General features: G+C 65.4%; 22 protein-coding genes. 11 read left to right on the top strand and 11 right to left on the bottom strand.

Translation table 11 applies throughout. From position 1 onward, the window contains the following. Positions 1–28: 28 nt before the first annotated feature. Positions 29–2314 (bottom strand): NADP-dependent malic enzyme, encoded by a 2286-nt coding sequence (locus C7T96_RS19485; RefSeq protein WP_106572930.1) that lies wholly within the window; start codon positions 2312–2314, stop codon positions 29–31. Between the two features lie 200 nt (positions 2315–2514). Between C7T96_RS19485 and mutS the strand changes: the two genes are divergently transcribed. The 7 genes from mutS to C7T96_RS19450 all read left to right on the top strand — a co-directional run bounded on the left by mutS (position 2515) and on the right by C7T96_RS19450 (position 14992). Beyond that, the gene (gene mutS / locus C7T96_RS19480; RefSeq protein WP_106573034.1) at positions 2515–5163 is read left to right on the top strand and encodes a DNA mismatch repair protein MutS; all 2649 of its coding nucleotides are present in this window, start codon (positions 2515–2517) and stop codon (positions 5161–5163) included. 111 nt (positions 5164–5274) lie between these two features. Beyond that, positions 5275–7950: an EAL domain-containing protein gene (locus tag C7T96_RS19475; RefSeq protein ID WP_199190523.1), complete on the top strand. Its 2676-nt coding sequence runs from the start codon at positions 5275–5277 to the stop codon at positions 7948–7950. A gap of 84 nt (positions 7951–8034) precedes the next feature. Beyond that, positions 8035–10842, top strand: coding sequence for a [protein-PII] uridylyltransferase (locus C7T96_RS19470; protein ID WP_106572929.1), 2808 nt, complete (start codon positions 8035–8037; stop codon positions 10840–10842). Between the two features lie 83 nt (positions 10843–10925). Next, on the top strand, positions 10926–12518 hold the full coding sequence (murJ, locus tag C7T96_RS19465) for a murein biosynthesis integral membrane protein MurJ (protein WP_106572928.1): 1593 nt from the start codon (positions 10926–10928) through the stop codon (positions 12516–12518). 128 nt (positions 12519–12646) lie between these two features. Next, positions 12647–13714, top strand: a complete 1068-nt coding sequence (gene trpS / locus C7T96_RS19460; protein WP_106572927.1) for a tryptophan--tRNA ligase — start codon at positions 12647–12649, stop codon at positions 13712–13714. 109 nt (positions 13715–13823) lie between these two features. Beyond that, a complete protein-coding gene (locus C7T96_RS19455) occupies positions 13824–14315 on the top strand; it encodes a universal stress protein (RefSeq protein ID WP_106572926.1) in 492 nt (163 codons plus the stop codon). A gap of 107 nt (positions 14316–14422) precedes the next feature. After that, positions 14423–14992, top strand: a complete 570-nt coding sequence (locus tag C7T96_RS19450; protein ID WP_106572925.1) for a NifU family protein — start codon at positions 14423–14425, stop codon at positions 14990–14992. A gap of 102 nt (positions 14993–15094) precedes the next feature. On the opposite strand, the gene C7T96_RS19445 is transcribed toward C7T96_RS19450, so the two are convergent. Continuing rightward, positions 15095–15712, bottom strand: a complete 618-nt coding sequence (locus C7T96_RS19445; protein WP_106572924.1) for a L,D-transpeptidase — start codon at positions 15710–15712, stop codon at positions 15095–15097. A 274-nt stretch (positions 15713–15986) separates the two neighbouring features. Between C7T96_RS19445 and C7T96_RS19440 the strand changes: the two genes are divergently transcribed. Continuing rightward, positions 15987–16487 carry an MmcB family DNA repair protein gene (locus C7T96_RS19440; RefSeq protein WP_106572923.1) on the top strand — a complete coding sequence of 167 codons (501 nt, stop codon included), beginning with the start codon at positions 15987–15989 and terminating at the stop codon, positions 16485–16487. Positions 16488–16524: 37 nt separating this feature from the next. On the opposite strand, the gene C7T96_RS19435 is transcribed toward C7T96_RS19440, so the two are convergent. From C7T96_RS19435 to C7T96_RS19415, 5 genes are all read right to left on the bottom strand, one after another. Beyond that, positions 16525–16938 carry a DUF1801 domain-containing protein gene (locus C7T96_RS19435; RefSeq protein WP_106572922.1) on the bottom strand — a complete coding sequence of 138 codons (414 nt, stop codon included), beginning with the start codon at positions 16936–16938 and terminating at the stop codon, positions 16525–16527. A 34-nt stretch (positions 16939–16972) separates the two neighbouring features. After that, complete coding sequence (locus tag C7T96_RS19430; protein WP_106572921.1) at positions 16973–17209, bottom strand: hypothetical protein; 237 nt, start codon at positions 17207–17209, stop codon at positions 16973–16975. Between the two features lie 57 nt (positions 17210–17266). Continuing rightward, the gene (locus C7T96_RS19425; RefSeq protein ID WP_106572920.1) at positions 17267–17677 is read right to left on the bottom strand and encodes an SRPBCC domain-containing protein; all 411 of its coding nucleotides are present in this window, start codon (positions 17675–17677) and stop codon (positions 17267–17269) included. After that, positions 17674–17997 carry a metalloregulator ArsR/SmtB family transcription factor gene (locus C7T96_RS19420; protein ID WP_106572919.1) on the bottom strand — a complete coding sequence of 108 codons (324 nt, stop codon included), beginning with the start codon at positions 17995–17997 and terminating at the stop codon, positions 17674–17676. Before C7T96_RS19420 ends, C7T96_RS19425 begins: the two co-directional genes overlap by 4 nt. 191 nt (positions 17998–18188) lie before the next feature. Further along, positions 18189–19799 (bottom strand): CHASE domain-containing protein, encoded by a 1611-nt coding sequence (locus C7T96_RS19415; protein ID WP_158264422.1) that lies wholly within the window; start codon positions 19797–19799, stop codon positions 18189–18191. 225 nt (positions 19800–20024) lie between these two features. On the opposite strand from C7T96_RS19415, the gene C7T96_RS19410 reads away from it, so the two are divergent. After that, on the top strand, positions 20025–20222 hold the full coding sequence (locus C7T96_RS19410; protein WP_106572917.1) for a CsbD family protein: 198 nt from the start codon (positions 20025–20027) through the stop codon (positions 20220–20222). Positions 20223–20326: 104 nt separating this feature from the next. Here the strand turns inward: C7T96_RS19410 and C7T96_RS19405 are convergent, their stop codons facing one another. From C7T96_RS19405 to C7T96_RS19395, 3 genes are all read right to left on the bottom strand, one after another. After that, entirely contained in the window at positions 20327–21340 is a 1014-nt protein-coding gene (locus tag C7T96_RS19405) for an HWE histidine kinase domain-containing protein (protein ID WP_146149211.1), read from the bottom strand. Positions 21341–21406: 66 nt separating this feature from the next. Further along, positions 21407–21571 carry a DUF1328 domain-containing protein gene (locus C7T96_RS19400; RefSeq protein WP_106572915.1) on the bottom strand — a complete coding sequence of 55 codons (165 nt, stop codon included), beginning with the start codon at positions 21569–21571 and terminating at the stop codon, positions 21407–21409. Between the two features lie 101 nt (positions 21572–21672). After that, positions 21673–22467, bottom strand: coding sequence for a response regulator (locus tag C7T96_RS19395; protein WP_106572914.1), 795 nt, complete (start codon positions 22465–22467; stop codon positions 21673–21675). 60 nt (positions 22468–22527) lie between these two features. On the opposite strand from C7T96_RS19395, the gene C7T96_RS24550 reads away from it, so the two are divergent. Both C7T96_RS24550 and C7T96_RS19385 read left to right on the top strand, forming a co-directional pair. Further along, a complete protein-coding gene (locus C7T96_RS24550) occupies positions 22528–22827 on the top strand; it encodes a NepR family anti-sigma factor (RefSeq protein ID WP_127599807.1) in 300 nt (99 codons plus the stop codon). Beyond that, entirely contained in the window at positions 22824–23390 is a 567-nt protein-coding gene (locus tag C7T96_RS19385; RefSeq protein ID WP_106572912.1) for an RNA polymerase sigma factor, read from the top strand. Before C7T96_RS24550 ends, C7T96_RS19385 begins: the two co-directional genes overlap by 4 nt. Here C7T96_RS19385 and C7T96_RS19380 read toward each other — a convergent pair. Beyond that, entirely contained in the window at positions 23387–23764 is a 378-nt protein-coding gene (locus tag C7T96_RS19380; RefSeq protein ID WP_106572911.1) for a hypothetical protein, read from the bottom strand. The two genes, C7T96_RS19385 and C7T96_RS19380, sit on opposite strands and share 4 nt — an antisense overlap. Positions 23765–23833 lie beyond the last annotated feature (69 nt).

Below are 23833 nucleotides of genomic sequence, written 5' to 3'. Positions count from 1 at the left end.
GGCCCTTTTTAAGGGCCGGGCGGAACGGTCATGCCCCGGCATTGTAGGCCGCGATCGCGGCCATGTTGACGATGTCGCTGTCCTTGGCGTTGAGCGAGACGATCTGCACCGGCTTGTTCAGCCCGACCAGCAACGGGCCGATCACCATCGAGCCCCCCAGTTCCTGCAGCATCTTGGTGGCGATCGAGGCCGAGTGGAAGGCCGGCATGACCAGCACATTGGCCGGCCCCGACAGCCGGCAGAACGGATATTGCGCCATCAGCTTCGGGTTGAGCGCGACGTCGGCGGCCATCTCGCCGTCATACTCGAAATCGACCCGGCGCTTGTCGAGGATCTTGACGGCCTCCTGCACGCGCTCTGAGCGCTCGCCCGGCGGGTGTCCGAAGGTCGAATAGGCGAGCATGGCCACGCGCGGCTCGTAGCCCATGCGCCGCGAAAAGCCGGCCACCTCCTCGGCGATGTCGGCGATCTGCTCCGAATTGGGCATGTCGTGCACGGCGGTGTCGGCGACGATGACGGTGCGTCCGCGGCACAGCGCGATCGACACGCCGATCACCCGATGGCCGGGTTTGGCGTCGATCACCCGGCGCACGTCGTCGAGCACGGTGGAATAGTTGCGGGTCACGCCGGTCACCATCGCGTCTGCATCGCCGAGCGCGACCATGGCGCCGGCGAAATGGTTGCGGTCGTTGTTGATCAGCCGCTGACAGTCGCGAAACAGGAAGCCTTTGCGCTGCAGGCGTTCGTACAGATAGTCGGCATAAATGCCGTTGCGGCGCGACAGGCGCGCATTGATGATCTCGATCCCGGGCTTGTTGAGATCGACGCCGGCCTGTTTGGCGGTTTCCCGGATCTGCTCGTCGCGGCCGAGCAGGATCGCGGTGCCCAGGCGCTGGTTGGCATAGGAGACGGCGGCGCGCATGACCTGTTCCTCCTCGCCCTCGGCGAACACCACGCGCTTGGGCTGGCGGCGCACGCGCTCGTAGATGCGCTGCAAGGTGGAGGCGATCGGATCGCGCCGGGCCGACAGTTCCCGCGCATAGTTGGAAAGGTCGAGGATCGGCCGGCGGGCCACGCCCGAATCCATCGCCGCCTTGGCCACGGCGACCGGCACCGCCGAGATCAATCGCGGGTCGAAGGGCACCGGGATGATGTAGTTGGCGCCGAATTTCGGTCGGTTGCCCTGATAGGCGGCGGCCACGTCGTCGGGCACGTCCTGGCGCGCGAGCGCGGCCAGCGCCTCGGCGGCGGCAAGTTTCATGTCGTCATTGATGGTCGTCGCGCGCACGTCGAGCGCTCCGCGAAAAATATAGGGAAAGCCGAGCACGTTGTTGACCTGGTTCGGATAGTCCGAACGGCCGGTCGCCATGATGGCGTCGGTGCGGATTTCGGCCACTTCCTCCGGCGTGATCTCGGGATCGGGATTGGCCATCGCGAAAATGATGGGGTTCTTGGCCATCGACTGGACCATGGCAGGCGTCAGCGCGCCCTTGGCCGAGAGGCCGAAAAAGATGTCGGCCCCGTCGAGCGCCTCGGCCAGGGTCCTGTGCTTGGTGTTGACGGCATGGGCGGACTTCCACTGGTTCATGCCCTCCTTACGCCCCTGGTAGACGACGCCCTTGGTGTCGCACAGGATGACGTTTTCGGGCGGAAAGCCCATCGCCTTGATCAATTCGATACAGGCGATGCCGGCCGAGCCGGCGCCGTTGCACACCAGCCGGGTCGTCTTGATGTCGCGCCCGGTGATCTCCAGCGCGTTGATCAGCCCCGCCGCGGCGATGATCGCGGTGCCGTGCTGGTCGTCGTGGAAGACGGGGATGTCCATTATTTCGCGCAGCCGGCTTTCGATGATGAAGCAGTCGGGCGCCTTGATGTCTTCCAGGTTGATGCCGCCGAAGGACGGGCCGAGAAAACGCACGCAGTTGATGAACTCGTCGACGTCGTCGGTGTCGACCTCGAGGTCGATCGAATCGACGTCGGCGAAGCGCTTGAACAGCACCGCCTTGCCCTCCATCACCGGCTTCGAGGCCAGCGCGCCGAGATTGCCCAGGCCGAGGATCGCCGTGCCGTTGGAGATCACCGCCACCATATTGCCGCGGGTCGTGTAGTCGAAGGCGCGGCTGGGATCCTCGTGGATGGCCTTGACCGGCGCGGCCACGCCCGGCGAATAGGCCAGCGACAGGTCGCGCTGGGTCGCCATCGGCTTGGTGGGGTTGATTTCAAGCTTGCCGGGCCGTCCGGCGGCGTGAAAATCGAGTGCTTCCGCCGCCGAGACAGAGGGACCTTGTTGATCGTTCTTGCTTTTTTCGGCCATGATGGGTCTGCGCTTCCTGCCCGGTTTTGCGCCTTTTCGGCGCTTCTTTTGTGGAGCGTTTCGATTAAGGCTACACTTCGGGCCTGTAAATCGCCAAGCAGGAAACAGTTTCAGGATTTACGCGAAAACGGACCTTTGGCCGCGGCTCGAGAGTGAACCAGCATCGCCCCGTCAAGAACGCTTCCCCGGCGGCCACGCCGATGATGGAGCAATATATCGAGATCAAGGCTGCGAACCCGGATTCGCTGCTGTTTTACCGCATGGGCGATTTCTACGAACTGTTCTTCGACGACGCGCTGGTGGCCTCGCGCGCGCTCGGCATCACGCTGACCAAGCGCGGCAAACATCTCGGCGAGGATATTCCGATGTGCGGCGTGCCGGTTCATGCCGCCGACGATTATCTGCAAAAGCTGATCGCCCTCGGTCATCGCGTGGCGGTGTGCGAGCAGACCGAGGACCCCGCCGAGGCCAAGAAGCGCGGCTCCAAATCGGTGGTGCGCCGCGACGTGGTTCGGCTGGTCACGCCCGGCACCATCACCGAGGAAAAGCTTCTGGCCCCGTCGGAGGCCAACCATTTGATGGCGCTGGGGCGGGTGCGCGGCGAGGACGGGCTGGGGCTCGCCTGGATCGACATCTCGACCGGTACCTTCCTGGTCGCCGCCACCGCGCCCGACCGGCTTCTGGCCGACATTCTGCGGATCGATCCACGCGAGCTGATCGTCGCCGATCCGGTGTTCCACGATCCGGAGTTCAGGCCGGTCTTCGATGTGCTCGGCCGCATCGTCACGCCCTTGCCGCCGAGCCTGTTCGAATCGACCGCCGCCGCCGAACGCGCGGCACGGTTCTTCGGCCTCGCCACGCTTGACGGGATCGGCGATTTCGCGCGTGCGGAACTCTCCGCCATCGGCGGCGCGATCGCCTATGTGGAGCGCACGCAGAAGGCGGAGCGGCCGCCGCTGATGCGCCCCGCGCGCCAGGATGCCGGCACGACGATGTTCATCGATCCGGCCACGCGCGCCCATCTCGAGCTGACCCGCACCCTGTCTGGAAAGCGCGAGGGGTCGCTGTTCAACGTCATCGACCGGACGCTGACGGGTGGCGGCGCGCGCCTGCTCGCCGAGCGGCTGATGTCGCCGCTGACGGATCCTGACGCCATTAACGAGCGGCTCGATTCGGTCTCCTATTTCCGTGCCGAACGGGCTCTGGCCGATGCCGTGCGTGCGAGCCTGAAGGGCGTGGCCGACATGCCGCGTGCCCTGGCCCGCCTGGCGCTCAATCGCGGCGGGCCGCGCGATCTGGGCGCGCTCGCTTCGGGGATGGCGGCGGCCGCCGAGGCGGCGGCACTGTTTGAAGACGCCTCCCCGCCGGCCGAGATCGCCGGCGCGCTGGAGGCGATCGCCGCTTTGCCGGCGGCGCTGCGCGGTCATTTCAAGGCCGCACTCGCCGACGAACTGCCCTTGCTGAAGCGCGACGGCGGTTTCGTGCGGCGCGGCTATCATGCCGAACTCGACGAGATGCGGGCTCTGCGCGACGAGGCGCGCCGGGTGATCGCGGCGATGGAGACGAGCCTGATCGAGGAGACGGGCATCCGCTCGCTCAAGATCCGCCACAACAACATTCTGGGCTACTACATCGAGGTCACCGCCAACCATCATGCGGCGCTGACGGGGACGGACGCGGCCAAGGCGCGCTTCATCCACCGCCAGACCATGGCCAACGCCATGCGTTTCACGACCACCGAACTGGCCGGGCTCGAAACCAAGATCGCCAACGCGGCCGACCGCGCGCTGACGATCGAGCTGGAGATCTTCGCCACGCTTGTCGCCGAGGCGGTGGCGTGTGCGGATGCGATCCGGGCCGGCGCGCGTGCGCTCGCCGTGCTCGACCTGTCGACGGCGCTCGCCGTGCTCGCCGAGGACGAGGGCTACGCGCGCCCGGTGGTCGACACCAGCCTGGACTTTCAGATCGTAGCCGGCAGGCACCCAGTGGTGGAAAAGGCGTTGCGCGCCCAGGACGGCGAGCCGTTCGTGGCAAACGACTGCGACCTGTCGCCGGCGGACGCCGGCCGGCCCGGCGCGATCTGGCTCCTGACCGGCCCCAATATGGGCGGCAAGTCGACCTTTTTGCGCCAGAACGCGCTGATTGCCATTCTCGCCCAGATGGGCGGCCACGTGCCGGCCGCCGAGGCGCGCATCGGCGTCGTCGACCGGCTGTTTTCGCGCGTCGGCGCCTCCGACGATCTGGCCCGGGGGCGCTCGACCTTCATGGTCGAGATGGTCGAGACGGCGGCGATCCTCAACCAGGCCGGCGAACGCGCGCTGGTCATTCTCGACGAGATCGGCCGCGGTACCTCGACCTTCGACGGCCTGTCGATCGCCTGGGCGGCGGTGGAATATCTGCACGAAAACAATCGCTGCCGTGCCATCTTCGCCACCCATTTCCACGAGATGACGGCGCTCGCCGACAAGCTCGAGCGCCTGTCCAACGTCACCATGCGGGTGAAGGAGTGGGAAGGCGACGTGGTCTTCCTGCACGAGGTCGGTCGCGGCGCGGCCGATCGCTCCTACGGCGTTCAGGTCGCCCGTCTCGCCGGCCTGCCCGATGCGGTGGTGGCGCGTGCCCGCGCGGTGCTTTCCCAGCTCGAGGCGAGCGAGATGTCGGGCAAGGCCGGACGCCTGGTCGACGATCTGCCGTTGTTTTCGGCCGTCGCCGACCGCCCGCCGCAGCCCGCCGCTCCTCTGGAACCCCTGACCGGCGCGCTCGAGGCGCTCGACCCCGACGACATGACGCCCAAGGAAGCGCTCGAGGCGCTTTACCGGCTGAAGGGGATGGCGCGCAAAACGCCCTGAGAGCGACGTCTCCCAGGGTCTTTCCCTCCTGCTCAATGCAAATTTAAGGACTGCCAACTATTTTCGTGCGGTGTATGGGCGAGCCCCGGACGAAGAGGCCAGTTGGACAGTATGAAGTCAGTCCTTGCCCGGATCGGGAACGGAATTTTCCGGGTCACCAACATTCCCGTTGCGATCGTTTTCGTCGTGGTCGTCGCCGCGGGCTTGTTCGCCGAAAACCAGCATCGCGAGGCGTTCCGGCGTGATCTGCGCGCCGAGGTGCTCGGCGATATCAGCCTGATCCGCGCCAAGCTGGAAGGGAACATCAAGGGCAATATCGAGCTCGCCCGCGGCCTGGTCAGCGTGCTGGAGGCACAACCGGATACCGATCAGGCCGGCTTCGCCGCGCTGGCGCGCCGCCTGCTGGCCGGAGAATCCCAGATCCGCCACCTCGCGGCAGCCCCCGGCCTGGTCGTTTCGATGGTCTATCCGCTCGAAGGCAACGAAAAGGCGATCGGCCTCGACTACCGCAGCAACGACACCCAGCGCGCGGCGGCCGTCCGCGTGCGCGATTCGGGCAAGATCGTGCTGGCGGGGCCGCTCGATCTCGTCCAGGGCGGCAAGGCGCTGATCGGCCGGTTCCCGGTCTTCACCGGGCCGGAGAGCGGGCAATTCTGGGGCATCGTGTCGGCGGTGATCGACATCGAGCGGCTTTACGCCGCCAGCGGCCTGAATGCGGTCTCCGACAGGCTCGATATCGCAATCCGCGGCAAGGACGGCACAGGTGCCGCCGGCGGGCCGTTTTACGGCACCGCAACCGTCCTGGCGCAAGACCCCGTCGTCGTCGATGTCGGTCTTCCGATCGGCTCCTGGCAGGTCGCGGCGGTGCCGAGAGGCGGCTGGGATTCCATTGCCCCGAACGCCTGGCCGTTGCGGCTGTTGGTTTTCGCCGCGGGCGCGCTGATCCTGATTCCCACCTTCTTCACCGGCAGGCTGATCGAAGAGCGGCAACGCCATATCGGCGAACTGCGCAACCGCCAGAAGCTGCTGGCGCGCCTGTCGCGCCGCCTCGGCCTGGCGCTGGCCACGTCACGGATCGGCGTTTGGGAAATGGACATCGACAACAACGAGCTGTTCTGGGACGATCGCATGAACGAGCTCTACGGCTATCCGCGCGATGACGGCGCGCGCGCCTACGACCACTGGGCGCAGCGGCTGCACCCCGACGATCTCGCGCAGGCGCAAGAGGAGTTCCGCGTCGCCGTGGACACGCGCGGGCGTTATGATTCGCAATACCGGCTGTGCCTGCCGGACGGATCCGTCCGGCACATTCGCGCCATCGGTGCGGTATATCGCGACGAGGGCGAGCCGACCCGGATCGTCGGCGTCAATTGGGACGTTTCCAGCGACATCCTGCTGACCGAGGACCTGAAGCGGGCCAAGCAGCTCACCGAGGCCCGCAACACGGAACTGGAGGCGACCAGGGCGCGTATCGAGCACAATGCGCTGCATGATTCGCTGACCGGGCTCGCCAACCGCCGCTACCTGGACGAGATGCTCCGCGAAAGCGCCGGGGCACATGACAGCGCCCGAAAGGTCACCGCGCTTTTGCATATCGACCTCGACCGCTTCAAGCAGATCAACGACACGCTCGGCCATGCCGCCGGCGACGCGATCTTGACCCACGCGGCGTCGGCTTTGGCCGATACGGTCGAGGCGGGCGATTTCGTCGCGCGCGTGGGCGGCGACGAATTCGTGGTGCTGTGCCGCCGTCCCGTCGGTGCGGGCGCCGGGCCGGCCGAGGCGCTGGCGCGGCTGGCCGAGCGCATCATCGCCCGCATCCAGCGTCCGGTGGTCTACGAAGGTCATGAATGCCGGGTCGGCGGCAGTATCGGGATCGCGTTCGCGGCCGATGACGGGGCCGATCCGAAAAAGCTCCTGGTCAATGCCGACATCGCGCTCTACCGGGCCAAGGGCCGCGGTCGCAACCGCTACCAATTCTTCACCGAGGCCCTGCAGGCCGAGATCGTCACCACCAAGCGCGTGGCCGACGAGATCCTGACCGGCATCGAGCGCGGCGAGTTCATACCCTATTACCAGCCGCAGTTCGACGCCGACACGCTCGCCCTGACCGGCGTCGAGGCGCTGGCACGCTGGCGGCACCCGCGCGAGGGCATCCTGGCGCCGGATCGGTTCATGAAAATCGCCGAGGAACTCAACGTCGTCGACATGATCGACCGCATGATCCTGGAAAAGACGCTGGCCGATATGCAGACCTGGCAGCGTGCGGGCCTGGCGATCCCCAAAGCCTCGGTCAACGTATCCGCGCGCCGGCTGCGCGACGAGGACCTGGTCCGCAGCCTGCGCGACCTGGAGATCGCGCCGGGCACGATCTCCTTCGAACTGGTCGAGTCGATCTTCCTCGACGAGCAGGACGAGATCGTGGCGTGGAATGTCGATCACATCAAGGAACTCGGCATCGACGTGGAGATCGACGATTTCGGCACCGGTTACGCCTCGATCGTCAGCCTGCTCAAACTGAAGCCGCGCCGCCTGAAGATCGACCGCCAGTTCATCCTGCCGATCGTCGACGACGACCAGCGGCGGCAATTGGTTGGTTCCATCATCGATATTGGGTCGTCGCTCGGCATCGAGGTGCTGGCCGAGGGCGTGGAGACGATGGCGCATGCCCGCATCCTGCGCCAGATCGGCTGTCATGCGCTGCAGGGTTATGCCTTCGCACGGCCGATGCGCGCCGGCGACCTGGCCGATTTCGTGCAGTCCAGGCGCTGGCGGGCGGCGTCCTGACGTTCCGCGCCGGCCTGCCCCGTATCGCCGGAGCGCGTTTCACGCTATAGACGCCGTCGCGGCGATCCCGAACGGCTCCGAGACATGGCCAAGGTACCCCTCAAGCTCGGCGAAATCATCAATGGTACGCTCCTGCGCGAGCGGCTGTCGGCGTTTGCGTCGGAGGCCGGCGGGGACGGCTCGGGCCACGCGGTGCGCGCGGCGGTGCTGAAGGCGCTGCGCGAGGAGTTCGCGGCCGGCCGTGCCAAGGCCGAGGCGATGCTGATGAAGGACGGGGGCGGCACCGCCTGCGCGGCACGGCTGTCGCACCTGATGGACGAGATCATCCGCGCGCTGCACGATTTCGCCGTCTCGCACGTCTACGCCTCGAAGAACCCGTCCGCGGCCGAGAAGATGGCGATCGTGGCGGTCGGCGGCTATGGCCGCGGCACGCTGGCGCCCGGATCCGACATCGATCTGCTGTTCCTGCTGCCCTACAAGCAGACGCCCTGGGGCGAGCAGGTCACCGAATATGTGTTGTACATGTTGTGGGACATGGGCCTGAAGGTCGGTCATGCCACCCGCAATGTCGACGAATGCGTGCGCCTGTCGCGCACCGACATGACGATCCGCACCGCGGTCCTGGAAGCCCGTTTCCTGTGCGGCGAGACCGCGCTTTACGACGAGCTTCTGCATCGCTTCGACACCGAGCTGATGCGTCAGTCGGGCGGCGAATTCGTGCAGGCCAAGCTCGCCGAGCGCGATGCCCGCCATGCCAAGGCCGGCGAAAGCCGCTATCTGGTCGAGCCCAATGTCAAGGATGGCAAAGGCGGTCTGCGCGACCTGCACACGCTGTTTTGGATCGGAAAATATTATTATCGCGTGCGCAGCGGCGAGGAGCTGGTCGAGCGCGGCGTCTTCACCCGCAAGGAATATCTTGTCTTCCGCAAGGCGGAGGATTTTTTGTGGGCCGTGCGCTGCCACATGCATTTCCATGCCGGCAAGGCCGAAGAGCGCCTGCATTTCGACATTCAGCGCGATATCGCCGACCGGCTGGGTTATACCAGCCACCCCGGCCTGTCGGCGGTCGAACGGTTCATGAAGCACTATTTCCTGGTCGCCAAGGATGTTGGCGACCTGACCCGGATTTTGTGCGCGGCCCTGGAAGAGGAGCAGGCCAAGCACGTGCCGGGCTTCAACCGGCTGATCCAGTCCTTTTCGCGCCGCCGCCGCAAGGTGCCCGGGACGAGCGATTTCATCATCGACAACGATCGTATCAACGTGGCCGACCCGCAGGCCTTCGAGCGCGACCCCGTCAACATGCTGCGCCTGTTCTGGTTCGCCGACCGGCACGGGCTGGAATATCATCCCGAGGCGCTGAAATTGCTGCGCCGTTCGTTGAAGCTGATCGACCGCAATCTGCGCCGCGACGCCGAGGCCAACCGGCTGTTCCTCGACGTGCTGACCTCGGACCGCAATCCCGAGCTCAACCTGCGCCGCATGAACGAGGCCGGCGTTTTGAGCAAGCTCATCCCCGATTTCGGCAAGATCGTCGCGATGATGCAGTTCAACATGTATCACCACTACACGGTGGACGAGCATCTCGTGCGCTGTGTCGGCGTCTTGTCGGAGATCGAGCACGGCGACGACGCCCGCGTGCACCCGCTTTCGCACAAGCTGATGCCAGGCTTGCGGCCGCAGCGCGAAGTGCTCTACACGGCCGTTCTGCTGCACGATATCGCCAAGGGCCGGCCCGAGGACCATTCGATCGCCGGCGCGCGCATCGCACGGCGCATGTGCCCGCATATGGGATTCTCCGCCGCGGATACGGAAACCATCGCCTGGCTGGTGGAAAACCATCTGGTGATGTCGAACACGGCACAGATGCGCGACCTCAACGACCGCAAGACGATTGAGGATTTCGCCGCCGTCGTGCAGTCGGTGGAGCGGCTGAAACTGCTTCTGGTGCTGACCGTGTGCGACATACGCGGTGTCGGACCGGGCGTATGGAACGGCTGGAAGGGGCAGTTGCTGCGCACGCTCTACTACGAGACCGAGCTGCTGTTGACCGGCGGCTTTTCCGAGGTCGCCCGCGACAAGCGCGCGGCCCATGCACGCGCGCAGCTCGCTAGCGCCCTCGACGACTGGCCCGAGGCCGAAAGCCGGCGCTATGTCGACCTGCACTACGAAAACTATCTTTTGACCGTCGATCTGGACGACCAGCTTCGCCACGCCGCCTTTGTGCGCGAGGCCGACGCGGCCGGCCGCCGCTTGGCGACCATGATCAGGACGCATGAATTCGAGGCGGTGACCGAGATCGCCGTGCTCGCGCCCGACCACCCCCGCCTGTTGTCGGTGATCGCGGGAGCCTGCGCGGCCGCCGGCGCCAACATCGTCGACGCCCAGGTCTTCACCACCTCGGACGGGCGCGCCCTGGACACGATCCTGATCAACCGCGAGTTCGACCGCGACGAGGACGAGCGCCGGCGTGCCGAGCGGGTCGGAAAGCTGATCGAGGAGGCGCTGGCGGGCAGGTCCTGGCTGCCGGAGATCATCGAAAAACGCGCCAAGCGCCGGCGCGGTGCGGGCGCCTTCCGCATCACGCCGCAGGCCGAAATCCGCAACACGCTGTCGAACCGCTTTTCGGTGATCGAAGTGTCGGGCCTCGACCGGCCGGGCCTGTTGTCGGAAATCACCGGCGCGCTGTCGGACCTCTCCCTCGACATCGCCTCGGCCCATATCACCACGTTCGGCGAAAAGGTGATCGACACGTTCTACGTCACCGACCTGACCGGGCAGAAGATCGAAAATCCGACCCGTCAGGCCGCGATCCGCGAGCGCCTGGTCGCCACGCTGGCGGGGCCTGCGCCCTCCAGGCCGGCGCGCGGCGGCCGCGCCGCGGCGGCGCAATAGGCAAAAGGTGGGTACCCGATGATCCGGCCAGTCCGTCCACGCGGCTTTTGCCGCTTCGCCACGACCGCAAGGTGCCTGCCCGCATGAGCCTGATCAGAAAATTCGCCAGCGTCGCCTCGGGCACGATGGCAAGCCGCGTCTTCGGCTTCGCGCGCGAGGCGCTGATCGGCGCTACGCTGGGTGCGGGGCCGGTCGCCGACGCGTTTTATGCCGCCTTCCGCTTTCCCAACCTGTTTCGGCGGCTGTTCGCCGAGGGCGCCTTCAACACCGCCTTCATTCCGCTGTTCGCCAAGGAACTCGAAGGCGGCGGCATCGACGGCGCGCGCCGCTTCGGCGAGGAGGTGCTGGCGGTGCTGGTCATGAGCCTGGCGGTGCTGTCGGTCGCGGCGATCGTGTTCATGCCGTCTCTGGTCGGCACGATCATCGCGCCCAAATTCGCCGACACGCCGGACAAGTTCGACCTGACCGTCGTGCTGACGCGGATCATGTTCCCCTATCTGTTCTGCATGTCGCTGGTGGCGATGCTGTCGGGCATCCTCAACTCCATGCGCCGCTATTTCCTCGCCGCCGCGGTGCCGGTGCTGCTCAACATCATCCTGATCGCGGTGCTGGTCACGGCGCTCATCATGGGGGCGGAACAGCGTGTCGTCGGGCTGGGACTGGCCTGGGGCGTGCTGGTTTCGGGTATCGCGCAGCTCGCCATCCTGGTGTGGGCGGCGGCCCGCGAGGGCTATGCCATGCGCCTGCGCTGGCCGCGTCTGTCGCCATCGGTCAAGCGCCTGCTCGTTCTGATGGGGCCGGCGCTTCTGACCGGCGGCGTCACCCAGATCAATTTGCTCGTCGGCCAGATCATCGCCTCGGCCCAGGACGGGGCGATCGCGCTTTTGAACTATGCCGACCGCATCAACCAGCTTCCGCTCGGCGTTATCGGCATCGCGGTCGGCGTGGTGCTGTTGCCGGAACTGTCGCGCGCGCTGAAGGCCGGCGACGCGGCCGACGTGCAGCACCTGCAAAACCGCTCGCTGGAATTCGCGCTGGCGCTGACCCTGCCGGCCGCGGTCGGCTTCGCCGTCATGCCCGCACCGATCGTAGCTCTGCTCTACGAACGCGGCGCCTTCACCGCGGAGACCACCGCACTGACCGCCGCCGCCCTTGCCGCCTTCGCCGTCGGCCTGCCGGCCTTCGTGCTGAGAAAGGTGTTCCAGCCGGCATTTTTCGCGCATGAGGACATGAAGACGCCGATGTGGTTCACCGGCGTCGAGGTCGCGCTCAACATTTCCCTCAGCCTCGCCCTGTTCCCGGTCTACGGCCATGTCGGCATCGCCGCGGCCACCTCGATCGCGGCCTGGGCCAACGTCGCGCTGCTGGTCGTGACGCTCTGGCGTCGCGACCTGTTCCGGCCCTCGCCGGCGACGCTGCGCCGCGTCGCGCTGATCGTTTTGGCGAGCGCGATGATGGGCGGCGTGGTCTGGTGGCTGCAGGAGACGTTTTCGTCCAGCCTCACGGGCGCGCCGCTGCTGATCCGCCTCGTCGCCGTCGCCGGGGTGATCGGCGCCGGCGCGGCGGTCTATTTCAGCCTCGCGATCGTCACCGGTGCGCTCGACCGCAGGGAACTGGCCGGGCTTGTCCGTCGCCGTCGCGCCAGGGCGCCCGCCGCTCCGGCCGAAACGGACTGAGCCGTCCACGACGGGCCTGGGTGCCATATCCGGCTTGAAAGCGTGCCCGGCCTCGTTCATAAGCCCCTCGCACTCGCGATGCCCTCGCCATACACGAGGCCCTCCACAAGCCCCGGAGACCAACAGCCATGTCGTCCTTCAAGCAGCTCGTCTTTTCCGGCGTCCAGCCGACCGGGAATCTGCACCTTGGCAACTATCTCGGCGCGCTGCAGAAATTCGTGGCGCTGCAGGATAGCCACGACTGCATCTATTGCGTCGTCGACCTGCACTCGATCACCGCCCAGCTCGTGCACGACGACCTCGTGGGGCAGACCCGGGCCATCACCGCGGCCTTCCTGGCCTCGGGCATCGATCCGAAGAAACACATCGTCTTCAACCAGAGCCGGGTGCCGCAGCACGCCGAACTGGCCTGGATCTTCAACTGCGTCGCCCGCATCGGCTGGATGAACCGCATGACGCAGTTCAAGGACAAGGCCGGCAAGGACCGCGAAAACGCCTCGCTCGGCCTGCTCGCCTATCCCAGCCTGATGGCGGCCGACATCCTGGTCTATCGCGCCACGCACGTGCCGGTCGGCGACGACCAGAAACAGCATCTGGAACTGACGCGCGACATCGCCACCAAATTCAACAACGATTTTTCCAAGCGGATCGCCGAGCGCGGTCTCGGCGTCGAGATGGCGATGGGCGAGGAGACGGTCAACGGCTTCTTCCCGCTCACCGAACCGCTGATCGAGGGGCCGGCCACCCGGGTGATGAGCCTGCGCGACGGCACCAAGAAGATGTCGAAGTCCGACCCGTCGGACCTGTCGCGCATCAATCTGACCGACGACGCCGACCAGATCGCCAAGAAGATCAAGAAGGCCAAGACCGATCCCGAGCCGCTGCCCTCCGACGTCGAGGGCCTGGCCGGCCGCCCGGAGGCGGAAAACCTGGTCGGCATCTACGCGGCGCTATCCGGCATGACGCGCGCCGCCGTGATCGGCGAATTCGGCGGCAAGCAGTTTTCCGTCTTCAAGCCGGCCCTGGCCGAGCTGGCGGTCGACAAATTGGCGCCGATTTCCGGCGAAATGCGCCGGATTTCGGCCGATCCGGGCTTTGTCGACGGGGTTTTGCGCGACGGCGGCGCGCGCGCCGGCGCACGCGCCGAAAAGACGATGAAGGACGTGCGCGCGATCGTCGGACTGCTGGGCGATTGAGCCGGCGGCGGCGCGGCCGGCCGTCGATCGGGGTCCGCGAAGCCATGCCTTGCCGTGCCCGGCGCCGGATGGCAAATTGCGCCCGGGCATGATGCCCCAGGATGACTGAATGGTTTCGAAACGACTGAGCCGCGAAGCCGGACACCGGCGCAAATTCCTCGCGATCGTGGACGAAACGCCGGAATGCGAGCGCGCCGTGGCGTATGCCTCGCGGCGGGCCCAGAGCACGGGCGGGGTTCTGGTGCTTCTGTTCGTGATCGAGCCGACCGATTTTCAGCAATGGTTCGGCGTCGAGAAGATCATGCGCGAGGAGGCCAACGCCGCCGCGACGGCCGCGCTCGACGCCGCGGCGCGGCGGGTGCGCGAGCAAATCGGCATCGAACCGGAACTGGTGGTCCGCGAAGGCGAGCCCGCCGAGGAAATCCACAGGCTGATCGAGGAGGACCAGGACATCGCCATCCTGGTGCTTGCCGCCGGCGCGGCCAAGGAGGGCCCCGGCCCGCTGGTGTCGTCGATCGCGGGCAAGGGCGCGGCCTTTCCCATCCCGGTCACCGTCGTGCCGCTGAACCTCAGCGACGAGGATATTGAAAGCCTGGCCTGAGAAAACTATTTCGCCACAGCCGGCACGGCGGCCCCGTCATCGCTTGATCAAACCGGCCGCAGCCATTATTTAGAATAATTCAAAACTGGAAAGGCTGGAGTCCCGCCATGTTCATTCAGACCGAGGCGACCCCCAATCCCGCGACGTTGAAATTTCTGCCCGGCGTGGTGGTCATGAACGAAGGCACCGCCGATTTCCGCGATGCCGCCCAGGCGCGCGAGGCCTCGCCGCTCGCCGGCCGCCTGTTCGACGTTCCCGGCGTGACCGGCGTGTTTTTCGGCTACGATTTCGTCACCATCACCAAGGACGGGCCCGACTGGCAGCATCTCAAGCCGGCCATTCTCGGTGCGATCATGGAACATTTCATGTCCGGCCAGCCGGCCATGGCGATGCCGACGGCCGGTTCCGAACCGGTCGAGGAAGGCGAGTTCTACGATCAGGCCGACGAGGAAATCGTCTCCACGATCAAGGAGCTGCTCGATACGCGGGTGCGCCCCGCCGTGGCGCAGGATGGCGGCGACATTACTTTTCGCGGTTTCGAGAACGGCACCGTTTTCCTGCACATGAAGGGCGCCTGCGCCGGCTGCCCGTCCTCGACCGCCACGCTCAAGCACGGGATTCAGAACCTGCTTCGCCATTTCGTGCCCGAGGTGCAGCAGGTCGAGCAGGTCGTCTGAGCGCGCCGCCGGCGCCGTTTCCGTTCCCTTTCACGACAAAAGGCCGGGTTGCGAAAACCCGGCCTTTTTTGGGACGTCCGTGTTGCCTGGACGGTCCGCGGATTATTTCACGATCACCTTGGCGCCGATCTCGGCGCGGTCATAGAGATCAATCACGTCCTGATTGATCAACCGGATGCAGCCCGACGACATCGCCCGGCCGATCGAGGCCCATTCCGGCGTGCCGTGCAGGCGGTAGCCGGTATCGCCACGCTTGTTGTGCAAATAGAGCGCGCGCGCGCCGAGCGCATTGTTAAGCCCGGGGGGCATTCCGCCGGCATATTTGGCCAGTTCCGGCTGCCGCTTGATCATTGCCGGCGGCGGCGTCCACACCGGCCATTCCCGCTTGGCGGCGATGCGTGCGGTGCCGCTCCATTCGAAGCCCTCGCGCCCGACGCCGATGCCGTAGCGCATCGCCTTGCCTTCGGGCATGACGAAATAGAGGAATTTCTCCGACGTATCGACGATGATCGTCCCCGGCTTTTCCTTGCTGTCGTAGCGCACGATCTGGCGATGATATTTGCGCGGAACCTTGCTGATCGGGATCGACGGCAGCCGATACCCCGCATCCCGCTTCGATCCGTATTCCGACGTAAACACCCGGAAGGACGTACTCGTGCACCCGGCCAGGGCCACGACCAATGCCAGCCCGGCGGCAGTTACCAATGATCTGATTGTCATGCTCACGATCCGCGCGTTCCCCACCCTGCGCAATTGCGCCCGATTCAAGCCATGTTTATGCCACGTTCGTTAAACTGCGATAAACCAGTTTTGCCAAGTCGGGAAGTGGGCCCGACGGGCGCGGAGAAGCATTTGCGGCGTTCATCATTGCATTTCAGCAACATTTTCACGCATTTGTGATAGATAATTGCCGAACACCTTGTCCTGTCAGGAGTGAATGCGTTCGCTCGCCGGGCCGGTTTGCGGGCCGGCGCGATCATGGCATGGTGGCGCCATGCCGATCGTGAGTCCCGTTTCCGCCAACCCGCTGGCCGATGGCCGCCAATCGCAGAACGCGCTTCTGGTCAGGCGCGGCGTGCAGCGCATGCTGGTCCAGATGAACGCGCACGTGCTGCCCGAACTGTCGCTGGCCGGCGGCCGCCGGGCCGACCTGGTGGCGATCATGCGCAACGGCGAGTTCTGGATCATCGAGATCAAATCGTCGGTGGAGGATTTTCGCGTCGATCGCAAATGGCCTGACTACCGGGCGCATTCCGACCGGTTCTTCTTCGCCACCCATCCCGATGTGCCCGCATCGATCTTCCCGCCCGAATGCGGCTTCATCCTTGCCGACGGCTACGGTGCCGAAATCCTGCGCGAGGCGCCCGAGCACCGGCTGGCGCCGGCGACGCGGCGCGCGTTGATGCTGCGTTTCGCGCGCGCCGGGGCGGCGCGGCTGACCAATGCCGAATTGGCCGGGCTGAGCGTGCCCGTGCTCGACGGCGAAAGTGATTAGCCGGCGTCGGCCGGGCCGGCGCGCGGCCCGGTTCGCGTCATGACGTCTTGCCGGCGCGTTTGTTTGCGCCCGCGGACGCGTTTTTCTTCAAGCTGGTCCGGTTGTGGTCGATCGCTGCGCGCACCAGCGCGGTCAGGGCGCGCGCATCGACACGATCGCCCTCGAAGAGATCGATCGCCCGCCGCGCATTGCCGTCCAGCCCCGCATTGAACAGGCCGTCGGGGTCCGGCAGGCTGGCCCCGTGGGCGAAGGTCAGCTTGACCTTGTTCTTGTGAGCATTGCCGACCGCGATCAGCCCGTCGCGCGACCAGGTCGGACTGCCCATCCACTTCCATTCCTCGACGATCCCGGGGTCGGCCCGAAGAACGGCCTTGCGCAGGTCGGCCAACGCCTTGCCGCGCCAGTCGGCTAACTCGGCGATCATCTGGTCGATGCGTTGCGATGCGGTCATGGGACGGTTGTGCCTTCGATGTCTGTCGGTGCGTTCACGCCGCGCCGCGCCCGCCGCGCCGCCTGGCCGCATAGGGCAGTACGAACAGGTACAGCCCGCTGGGCAACAGCAGGAACAGCGGGATCAGCACCAGCAGATAGACCCAGAAGGCCGGGTCTTGCCCGGTGCTGATGGCGACGATGTTGACGAGGAAGCCTGCTGTGAAGGCGATCGACAACCAGCGGTGACACTGTCTGATCCACGTGCTCCAGCTCCATCTGCTCCGGGTCAAGGAAACCTCCTTTTCGGTGATTGGCGTCGGCGGATCGGCGGGCCGGCCGGGCGCTTTTCAGTCCAGCCCTTCCAGAACCCGCTCGAGATCGGCCATAAAGCGCGGCCAACCCGCCATGGCGCCTCGGTAATAGGACGACTGGTCGGGCCGGAAGCCGGTTTGCTCCAGGCGCAGCCTTGTGCCCTGCGGGGTGGGGGTGAGCCTCCAGGTGACGACGCTTCTAAGGTCCTTGGTGTCCCAGGTGTAGGACAGCGTCCGGTTGGGCTCGATGGCCTGAACCTGGCAGGCGACGGCGCCCCAATCCGCGCGAAGGCCGAAACGGTGGCCCAAAACGGGCGAAAAATCGTTTTTCATCAGCCACTCGGCGATCAGGTGCGGTTGGGTCAGCGCGCGCCAGACCTTTTCGGGTGGATGCGGCAGCTCGCGCTCTACGACGATGGTTTTCGTCTCGCTCGCGGCCTCGTTCATTGGTCCATCCTTTCGAGCAGGTCTTCCAAATCGTCGAACCGGCTCTGCCAGAAACCGGCCATCTGCTGCGTCCAGTCGACGAGCGGAGCCAGCGCGCCCGGTCGTGCGCTATAATGGGTCTGCCGGCCTTGGTGACGGTCGCGCACCAGTCCGGCCTGCCGCAACAGAGCGAGATGTTTGGAAACGGCCGGTTGCGAAATGCCTGCCTGGGCCGTCAGCGCCTTGACCGTCTGCTCCCCGTCCCGGCACAGGCGCTCGAAGATCGCCCGGCGGGTCGGGTCGGAAAGCGTCTTGAAAAGCGTGTCTTGAGGCTGTGGCATCGCGATTGATAACTTTCCGGCTATTGAATAATCAATAACCATCCAGCTATGGTTTCGTCAAGCCGCGCGGCGCAAAGCGCAAAGCCAAGAGACCCGATCCCGGCCGGCAAGTTCGAGATGGCGTGAGGTCTGTGCGGCGCGTATCGGCCGGCAAGGCGCGAATGGCCACCGGCGACACGTCGCGCCCGCCGCTACCGGCGGTGTGGAACGGTGATCGTGACCGAAAACCCGGTCTCGCCATAGCTGCGTTCGACACGGCCGCCCAATTCGCCGATGATGTTGGCGTCGATCAGGCGGCTGCCGAAGCCGCGTGTTTCCGGTTCGCGGATGGCCTCTTCGGTCTGTTCGGTCCAGATCAGGCGCAGCATCCGCTTGCGCGGCGGCCCCTCAAGGCGCCATGTCACCTTCAGCCGTCCCTGCGGTTCGGCGCCCGAGCCGTATTTCAGCGTGTTGGTCGCCAGCTCGTGGAAGGTGAGCGCAAAAGCCTGGCTCTGTTTTTCGTCGAGTTCCACGCGGGGTCCCGCGACACGGTCCCCGCCCAGCGCTTCGCCGAAGACCTGATCGAGTTCCGTGCACAGCAATTCGCGCAGATCGGCCTTTTGCCAACGCGACCGCGTCAGCATGTCCTGCGCGTTGGCCATCGCCTGCAGGCGGGCGGTGAAGGAGTCCGAAAACTCCTCAACCGAGGCCGCCCGCGCCCCGGTCTGGCGCGCCATGGCCAGAATGCGCGCGATCGCGTTCTTCAGCCGGTGCTTCATCTCCTGGAGGATCAGTTCCTTCTCCTTGACCGTTCTCTCGGAGATAGCGTGAAGCGCATGCGCGCTTTCGACCGCCTTGATCTGCCAGCGGGCCGAGGCGGCGATCGCGGCGGCCAGAAGCAGCGAGATCGCGCCGACGATGAACGTGTAGAAATTTGTGCGGCCGCGCAGGAAGCCGGGACTCTCGTGCATTCTCAGCGTCCATTGCCGGCCGGCGACCTCGATCGAGCGACTGACCACGTAGCGCGCCGTCGTCTCCTCGTCGTCGAAAGCCTCGGAGCGATAGAGCACCCGGGCGTCGTCGCCGGTCGTATCGAGCGTCTCCACCTCGACCGGCAATTGGTAGCTCGTGTTGAGCGCGGCCGCGTGCAGGTCGCCGGCCCGGAACGGCGCGTAGACGAACCCGGCATGCTCTCTAAGACCCGCGCCGCGCGCATCCCGCAAAGGCAACGGCAGATAGACCAGGAACCCGGCCTGTTTTTCGTTGGTGATTTCCTGAACCAGTTCCACCGGCGCGCTGGCACGCGGCTTGCCGCTGGCCATGGCGCGCTCCATCGCGTCGCGCCGCGTTGTCTCGGCATACATGTCGTAGCCAAGGGCCTCGCGGTTGCGCGCGTCCTGCGGTTCCAGCATGACGATCGGCGCGCGCAGCGCCTGGTCCGTTGCCGGTCTCACGGCGCGCTCGATACCGTAATTGCGCGCGATTTCGCGGACGATTTCAGCATCGTCGGCCGGCGTGGACAGGCGCGCGAAGCCCAGACCGTGGATGCCGTCGAACTCACCGTCGAGATCCAACCCGTCGACGAACCGGGTCAACGCCCGCCGCGTGACCCTGCCGTCGTTCGCCTCGAAGAACGACATCGTCGCCACCAGCAAAGCGATATGCTGGTTGACCCGGTTGCTGATGCGATCGACGGCCTCGTTGGCGATCACCTCGAAACGGGCGCGATTGGCCGCCTCCTCGGTCCGGTAGACCACGGAGGCGACGCCGGCCCCGACCAGGGCGACGAGCAGGAAGGCGATCAGGGGCAGATATCGTTTCACGTCCTGTGTCCGCATTTGGCAGCCGGCGAGTGTTAGCATCGTTGCCGGCGGCTGCAACGACTTGTTTCGCGCCGGTGCCCGTCCAAATCCGTCCGACGCGCCGATGGCGGCGCTTTTCGGCCAAGCCTGCCCATTTCGACGTTTACGGTGGAACTCCGCCGCCTGCCGGACGTTTTGAACACGACGATCGCAGCATCGATTGTCTGACAAGAAAAGGAGAATGGCATGAACTGGAATCAGGTTGAAGGAAACTGGGAGCAATTCAAGGGCAAGGTGCAGGAGCAGTGGGGCAAGCTGACCGGCGACGACCTCGACGTGGTGGCGGGCAATCGCAAACAGCTCGCCGGCAAGCTGCAGGAACGGTACGGCAAGGCCGAGGCCGACGCCGAACGCGAGATCGACGATTGGCTGAGCCGCCACTGACGTGCCTGGGGCGGGCGCGTATGCCGGCCGCGCAGAAGCGGGCCCTGACGGGTCCGCTTTTTTGTGCGTGCCTTGCCGACCCCGCCATGGTTGCGCGCCGCGCTCTACCGGTTCGCATGCAGCGGAAAGGTCAGATCGTAGGAAATCACCCCTTCGACGTCGCCATAGCGCGCCGTCCCCTCGAGCGCGGAAGGTGTGATCCGGTTGAGAACGGCGCTGCCGAAAGCGTCTTCGGTCTCTTCGCCGTGAGGTTCGAGATCAGTCGGCGTTCGATGTTCCCGCCATTGGATCGACGCCGTTTCGATGCCGGCCTTTTCGACGACCGTGCAATCGAGTTCGATATGCGGCGCGCCGCCATTCAACCGCGACGCCGCAAGCGCGTTGACGATCAACTCATGCAGCGCCAGCCCGACATGAACCGTCTCGTTCGGCGACAGGGTCGGGTCGTCGCCGCTCAGCCGCATTGCCTTCGCCACGTCGCGAAAATATTTGGCGCCCTGCTGCTGGGCCAGGGTGCGGAAGCTGGCGCCGCGCCAGCTCGAATCGGTGATCAGATCCTGCGACCGCGATAGCGAGTGCAGCCGGCCGTAGAAATTGGGCAGGAAACTGGCGAGCGACCCGGACGAGCGCGCCGTCTGCGACGCGATGCTTTGGATGATGGCCATCAGGTTCTTCGATCGATGGCTGACCTCGCGCAACAGGCTTTTGAGTACCTTCTCGCGCCGACGCTCTTCGGTCAGCTCCGTCACCGTCGTCAAAATCGCGACGTCGAAACCGTCCGGATAGGATTCGATGAAAAACTCGAAATAGCGACCGTCCGCCTGTTCGGTATGAACGCGCTCGGGATTGCCGCTGTTGCAGACCCTGGTCTTGGCCAAGTCGAGGCGGCCCGAGAGTTCGGCGCCGTAAATCTCCGCGTCGCGCGGCTCGGCCCCGTCGGGCAAGGCCCAGCTGTCGGGAAGATTGATGATGAAGACGTAGCGGCCGCGTCCGTCCTGCAGCGTCAGGCAAATGCCCGAGCGCAACAAGGCGGTGACCAGATGATGCCGAAATTTCTGCGTATCCTGGTCTGGCCGTTCCCAATTCCGTCCGGTTTCGTCGGTTGTTTTTCTACTCAACGCTATTCCCCGCCAGCGACCCGGCCGCCTGTGTCGCGGCCGGACCGGTTTCGGATCGGATCTATCTCATGTTCGCCTTATAAAACCCGCCACCAGCGAGATGACCAGCAATATCAGAAAGAGATAGAACAGAATTTGTGCGATCCCCGTCGCCGCTCCCGCGATGCCTCCGAAACCGAGGACGCCGGCGATGATGGCAATCACGAGAAAGACCAGAGCATAATAGAGCATTGCCGTTCTCCTTTGGATAGGTAGGAGAACAAACGGTTGCGCTCGCCTTATGTTCCGCTGAACGTGTTGAAATCATTGTCCGCCCGGCGCCCAGGCCACATTTACGCGGCCGCTTCTGCGTTTTCGTTGAAAAACAGCGCCTGGCTGATCAACGCCTTCAGCATTTGCGGATTGAAGGGTTTCGTCATCAGGAAGGCCGGCTCCGGCCGCTCGCCGGTCAGCAGGCGCTCCGGGAAGGCGGTGATGAAGATCACCGGCACGCTCGCTGTCTTCAAGATATCGTTGACCGCGTCGATGCCCGAGCTGCCGTCGGCGAGCTGGATGTCGGCGAGCACCATTTTCGGATTCGTGCCGCGATAAAGCGCGACCGCCTCCTCGTGCGTGCGCGCGATTCCCGTCACCGTGTGGCCGAGCTCTTCGACGATCTGCTCGATATCCATCGCGATCAGCGGTTCGTCCTCGATGATCATAATGTCGGTCGCGACCTGGCGCGAAATCTCCGTGGCAGCCGCCTCGAGCAGGACGCCGATCTCGGCTTCTTCGAGATCGAGGATCTCGGCCGTCTCGGATTGGCTGAATTCCTCGACCGCCACCAGCAGGTAGGCCTGGCGCGCGACCGGAGGAATAGCGGCCAGATTGGACACGGCGCGCTGCTCCCAGGCGAAGGGCGACTGCGGCGGCTCGATCTTGACGGCGGTGGAACCGAACACGGTCGAAAAGAGTTTGTAGATCGCAACCCGGTCGCTCGAGGTGTCGGGAAAGGCCGACACATCAGCGATCAGAGCTTCGAGCACGGCGGCGACGTAGGCGTCGCCCGAGGTCTGCGAACCCGTGACCGCGCGCGCATATCGCCGCAGCAGAGGCAGATGAGGGGCGATGCGGGTGGAAAGCGACATCGTGACGGGTCTCCCTTGTCATGACAGTGGTTGGGCGTTCAAAGTGCTGGTCAACGCATCATGAACAAAAAAGTTCCTGGAAATGGAACTTTTTGTCGGCTTTCGCATTTTGGTTCGAACCAGGGCTCGGGAATCCGTCGAAAAATGAAGGAAAGTAAGAAAATGCCGGCAATCGATCCAGCGCAAGCCGACTTTGCCGGATCGTCTGAAACGGGCGGTCGCATCTCGATGAAATTGCGTGAACTCTACGATTCCATCAAGGAGGAGGCGATCCCCGATCGGTTCCTCGATCTGCTTGAAAAACTGGACGAGGCCGAAAAATCGGCGTCCGCCCCCAAGGGCAGAAAGGACCGGGCATGAGTTGCGCTTCCGCCGGCGACAAGTTGGCGTTCAAACGCGAACTTCTGGCGTCGCTGCCCAATTTGCGCGCCTTCGCGGTCTCACTGATCGGCCGGCACGACCGGGCCGACGATCTGGTCCAGGATACGATCATGAAGGCCTGGGCCAAGCAGGACAGTTTCGAGCCTGGCACCAATTTGAAGGCGTGGCTGTTCACCATCCTGCGCAACGAGTTCTACAGCCAGATGCGCAAGCGCGGTCGCGAGATCCAGGACAGCGACGGCATCTTCACCGAAAGATTGTCCACCCATCCCGCGCAGTACGGGTCGCTCGACCTGGCCGATTTCCGCAAGGCGCTGGGTGAACTGCCCGACGATCAGCGTGAAGCGATCATCCTGGTCGGCGCGTCCGGGTTTGCCTACGAGGAGGCGGCGGCGATCTGCGGCTGCGCGGTCGGCACGATCAAGAGCCGAGTCAGCCGGGCCCGCCAGCGCCTGCAGGAACTGCTGGCGGTTTCGGGCGAAGCCGATTACGGGCCGGATCGCGATTCGGCCTCGATCGTCTCGCGCGCCTTCGCCGGCTAACGGGCCGTGGGGCGTCTGGCGTGCAGAATGGCCGTCACCGACCGGGCGATCTCGCCGGAAGGAAACGGTTTTAAGACGACGGGCCATTGGCAAAACCCGTCGACGCCGTCGCGGTCCTCCTCGGAGGTGGAGGTGAAGACCACCGCGCCGCCGGCCGCGCACGCGGCGGCAGCCAGAGCCTCGGTCATGGCCCGATCGTCCTGGACCTCGATCACGACAATGTCGAAGCGGCGTGTGCGCAGCACCTCGCGGCCCGCCTCCGGTGTGGCCGTCTCCACCTCGCAGCCCAGTTCCTCGGACAGGATCTGCGCGGTGTCGAAGGCGATCAGATATTCCGAATCGATCACCAGGATGTCGGGTTTGTGGTCGGGCAAGGCATGTGTCCAGTCTGTGCTGTCGGCCTGGCCCCGATCGGGGGGCGGCCTGTTCTTGAGGGCTTCAAG

This window comes from Nitratireductor sp. StC3 (assembly GCF_003015025.1).
Taxonomy (GTDB): domain Bacteria; phylum Pseudomonadota; class Alphaproteobacteria; order Rhizobiales; family Rhizobiaceae; genus Mangrovimarina; species Mangrovimarina alexandrii.
Note: the sequence above shows the minus strand (reverse complement) of the source record. Positions and strands in the feature narration are given on the sequence as shown.

Bases quoted from the DNA above. Each gene is read 5' to 3' on its own strand.
- C7T96_RS19485 (WP_106572930.1), bottom strand. From the start codon at position 2,314: ATGGCCGAAAAAAGCAAGAACGATCAACAAGGTCCCTCTGTCTCGGCG.
- mutS (WP_106573034.1), top strand. From the start codon at position 2,515: ATGATGGAGCAATATATCGAGATCAAGGCTGCGAACCCGGATTCGCTG.
- C7T96_RS19475 (WP_199190523.1), top strand. From the start codon at position 5,275: ATGAAGTCAGTCCTTGCCCGGATCGGGAACGGAATTTTCCGGGTCACC.
- C7T96_RS19470 (WP_106572929.1), top strand. From the start codon at position 8,035: ATGGCCAAGGTACCCCTCAAGCTCGGCGAAATCATCAATGGTACGCTC.
- murJ (WP_106572928.1), top strand. From the start codon at position 10,926: ATGAGCCTGATCAGAAAATTCGCCAGCGTCGCCTCGGGCACGATGGCA.
- trpS (WP_106572927.1), top strand. From the start codon at position 12,647: ATGTCGTCCTTCAAGCAGCTCGTCTTTTCCGGCGTCCAGCCGACCGGG.
- C7T96_RS19455 (WP_106572926.1), top strand. From the start codon at position 13,824: ATGGTTTCGAAACGACTGAGCCGCGAAGCCGGACACCGGCGCAAATTC.
- C7T96_RS19450 (WP_106572925.1), top strand. From the start codon at position 14,423: ATGTTCATTCAGACCGAGGCGACCCCCAATCCCGCGACGTTGAAATTT.
- C7T96_RS19445 (WP_106572924.1), bottom strand. From the start codon at position 15,712: ATGACAATCAGATCATTGGTAACTGCCGCCGGGCTGGCATTGGTCGTG.
- C7T96_RS19440 (WP_106572923.1), top strand. From the start codon at position 15,987: ATGCCGATCGTGAGTCCCGTTTCCGCCAACCCGCTGGCCGATGGCCGC.
- C7T96_RS19435 (WP_106572922.1), bottom strand. From the start codon at position 16,938: ATGACCGCATCGCAACGCATCGACCAGATGATCGCCGAGTTAGCCGAC.
- C7T96_RS19425 (WP_106572920.1), bottom strand. From the start codon at position 17,677: ATGAACGAGGCCGCGAGCGAGACGAAAACCATCGTCGTAGAGCGCGAG.
- C7T96_RS19420 (WP_106572919.1), bottom strand. From the start codon at position 17,997: ATGCCACAGCCTCAAGACACGCTTTTCAAGACGCTTTCCGACCCGACC.
- C7T96_RS19410 (WP_106572917.1), top strand. From the start codon at position 20,025: ATGAACTGGAATCAGGTTGAAGGAAACTGGGAGCAATTCAAGGGCAAG.
- C7T96_RS19400 (WP_106572915.1), bottom strand. From the start codon at position 21,571: ATGCTCTATTATGCTCTGGTCTTTCTCGTGATTGCCATCATCGCCGGC.
- C7T96_RS19395 (WP_106572914.1), bottom strand. From the start codon at position 22,467: ATGTCGCTTTCCACCCGCATCGCCCCTCATCTGCCTCTGCTGCGGCGA.
- C7T96_RS24550 (WP_127599807.1), top strand. From the start codon at position 22,528: ATGAACAAAAAAGTTCCTGGAAATGGAACTTTTTGTCGGCTTTCGCAT.
- C7T96_RS19385 (WP_106572912.1), top strand. From the start codon at position 22,824: ATGAGTTGCGCTTCCGCCGGCGACAAGTTGGCGTTCAAACGCGAACTT.